Raw genomic sequence first — 3,448 nt, 5'->3', positions numbered from 1 at the left:
TTAAATCAGAATTATCTTCTATTTATCCCCTCAATCAAAATTACTGGAGTTGAAAAATTATCTCCTTAGCTACCCAGGGTTATTTCATTCTCAAAAGTGTATTTTTCTGCATTGACAAGAATGGGTAGTTTCAGCCTTGCTAAATTTGAACTTCTGATGGCTAAAAGCCAGTAAATTTATTGCCTATATCTAGAATGAAATAGCCCTGTTAGCTACCAGTCTCAGAAAATTAGTAAATTCAGCCAACTATCACCAATAATTTTTCTGAGGAGGAAGTAAATTTTGCCAAAATTATCTGTGATAAAATTTCTGGATAAAATGAGAATTACTCTCTCAATTACTCTCTATTTATCCCCTCAATCAAAATTACTGGAGTTGAAATTTTGGCGTTGCTGAATCAAGGTATGAAAATAAAAACTGAATAATCTCAAGTATTGGTTATTCAATAGTTTAGCAATTGGCAAAAAATACAAATCATACCCACGCATCAGCAACGCCGAAATTTTTTCTATTGTTCTACCTCAATGCTTAATATTGCCAAGATTATCGGCATTTTTATCTGGTAAAATTTGTGGATTAAAGAGGAGGAAGTAAATTTTGCCAAAATTATCTGTGACAAAATTTCTGAATGAAATGAGAATTACCTCTTATTTCTCCCCTCAACCAAAATTATTGGAGCTGCCAATCTAAGAAAATTAGTAAATTCAGCCAACTCTTAGCAAATATTTTTCTGAGGAGGAGGTAAATTTTGGCAAAATTATCATAATTTTTTCTGTGACAAAATCTGTAAATGAAATGAGAATTGTATCTGACTCCGCCTCGTCATAAAAAAATTAGTAGAGTAAGCAAAACCTACTCTACTATCTCTACAACTAAAGTCTACAATTTAGGAATTTTTCCTGCTCAAAAATCTGTCAATTAAACCTTAGCTTCTTCCTTAACTAACTTATCCCAACCTAAATCTTTCAAAGCATTATTTCGACGCAAAGGACGAGTTACTAATTCCAGAATATCACGAGCATTTGTAAACCCATGAATTTGAGCAAAAGTAAACTCAACAGACCACTTAGTATTAATACCCCGCGCCTCCAAAGGATTAGCATGAGCCATACCAGTAATTACCAAATCTGGTTCTAATTCATAAATCCTTTGAATCTGATTATAATTATCAGGTTTCTCAATAATCTTCGGCAAAGGCGCACCCATTTCCTGACAAGTTTTTTCCAACATTTCTAACTCAGCCTTTTGATATCTTTTATCCATATAAGGAATACCAATTTCTGGGCAAGTCATTCCACAACGAATCAAAAAACGAGCCAAAGAAATCTCCAACAAATTATCTCCCATAAAGAAGACAGACTTACCACGAATTAACTGAATATAGTCTTCTAAATTCTCCCAAATTTGCTTTTCTCTTTCTGCTAATCCTTGAGGTTCAATCCCAAAAACAGAACAAATTTTTTCAATCCAAGCTCTACTTCCATCAGGTCCGATAGGGAATGGCGCACCAATTAATTTACACTTCCGACGCCGCATTAAAGTAGTAGCAGTACGACTCAAGAAAGGATTTAAACCTGAGACATAATATCCCTCTTCAATAACTGGTAATTCAGTGTAACGTTTAGCAGGCAACCAACCAGAAACCTTAATTCCTTGCTTCTTCAATTCTAAAGTTAATTGAGTTACAACTGGGTCTGGCAAAGAACCAAATAAAACCAAAGGTGGATGGTTAACATATTCTGATTCTTCCGCAGCAACTTCTTCTTTTTTCCTGCCAAAACTTAATAGTTTTTGGATGCCAGTTCTTTCTTCCTTTTCTGCTTCTAAAACTTGTTTCGGACAACGAGCTGCCATTGCTGCTAATACAGTATCTTCCCCTTGAGTAAAAGCATAATCCAAACCATTAGCACGAGCAACCACAATTGGAATGCCAATTTCTGACTCTAATTTAGGAGCCAAACCTTCCAAATCCATTTTAATAATTTCAGTCGTACAAGTGCCAATCCAAACTATCACACTAGGATTTCTGTCACGCTTAATTTGTAAACATAAACGCTTCAATTCATCATAGTCATTTAACTTAGCTGAAATATCACCTTCTTCCAACTCAGCCATAGCATAACGAGGTTCAGCAAAAATCATTACTCCCATGGCATTTTGTAGGAAATAACCACAGGTTTTAGTACCTATTACTAAGAAGAAACTATCTTCTATTTTTTGATAAAGCCAAGACACACAACTAATCGGACAAAAAGTATGATAATTACCTGTTTCACATTCAAAAGTTAAAGCTTCAGGTTGAACAGTATTAGTCATAAAAAATACTCCTATTTATCAAAATTTTTGGGAGAAAATCAATGGTTACGAATGCCAAAATTGACTACTCCCTGGACGAAAGTTACAGGGATTAATTGTAGGGGTATTTACCAATTGATAATTGATAGCTGAACTTCCGAATATATTTCCTTGTAGTCAGGAAATAGCTGTTTTGTTTGTTTAAGTGCTGAGTGCTGAAAATAATAATATGGCTTGCCAGGAATCTCACCAATAGGACATGATACTATTGAGCATCGGTCTATTTGATATCTAGTTCTATTCAACCAGTCTAATCGTTGACCAAGAGCATAATTCCAATGTCGCCGTAACAATTCTAGCCAATAATCAATTTTGGCTGACTGTTCACAAGTAGGCTTAATTTTGTAGCAATGAGTAATTATCATAATTCTTATACTACTCTTTACTGCTATATTTGAAAATCAATCGACACCTCCACAAATTTGCTCTGGACAATTCCCCTCCCGTTAAATCGGAGATTATAACGGGAGACCCCTTGCCGAATCTAGTTGGATTTCTTGCCATAAGTAGGTAGATTGCTCCATCTAAAAACGAGGCAATACTTGCATAACTCTTTTGTGTTTCTATAAAGAATATGGAATATTCTTCATCTAACTGAGCTATTCTATCTTTGAGTCTAGCCGTAGAAATTAGCACAAACTCCAAGTTTTGCAAGAGTCAATGTTTCTGGTACTTAACCCAATAACCGTTCAGGATCGTTATTATTAGAAGACTTTTTATCTCCGGCTAAAGAATCTAGATCGGCCTCATCCAAATTTAAGTCTTCTCCATCCAGGTCAAGATCAAAGTCTCCTAAATCATCAATTTGATTATCATCTCCTAATTCGCTAAGGTCTATATCATCTAGATCATCTGAGGAACTTTGACCAAATAGATTTATATCTTCATCACCAAGCTCATCTAGTCCTGACTCGTCTAACTTAGCCGATGTATCCTCAAATGGATCGGGAATATCTTCTGCCAGAAAATCGGAGCTATCTTCTCCGAGATCAAGATCATCAGACCTATTTCCATCTAGATCGTCAAGGTCAATGTCAGCCAAATCATCATCTGCCTCTAAGTCAGAATCTAGTCCCATATCCAACTCATCCGC

The 3,448-nt window shown here is 35.5% G+C and carries 2 protein-coding genes and 1 pseudogene; all 3 read right to left on the bottom strand.

All coding sequences use genetic code 11. The features are described 5' to 3' along the window. Positions 1-918: 918 nt before the first annotated feature. Positions 919-2,316, bottom strand: a complete 1,398-nt coding sequence (locus ACP6PM_RS21230) for a ferredoxin:protochlorophyllide reductase (ATP-dependent) subunit N (RefSeq protein WP_426588133.1) — start codon at positions 2,314-2,316, stop codon at positions 919-921. Between the two features lie 107 nt (positions 2,317-2,423). Next, positions 2,424-2,720 carry a helix-turn-helix domain-containing protein gene (locus tag ACP6PM_RS21225; protein WP_426588131.1) on the bottom strand — a complete coding sequence of 99 codons (297 nt, stop codon included), beginning with the start codon at positions 2,718-2,720 and terminating at the stop codon, positions 2,424-2,426. A gap of 308 nt (positions 2,721-3,028) precedes the next feature. Then, positions 3,029-3,448 (bottom strand): annotated as a pseudogene (locus tag ACP6PM_RS21220) (DUF5331 domain-containing protein); the annotation flags it as partial.

The sequence above is a fragment of the Dapis brunnea BLCC-M229 genome (genome assembly GCF_050015995.1).
GTDB lineage: Bacteria > Cyanobacteriota > Cyanobacteriia > Cyanobacteriales > Microcoleaceae > Trichodesmium.
The sequence above is the reverse complement of the archived record's forward strand: the minus strand, read 5'-3'. Positions and strand labels throughout refer to the sequence as shown.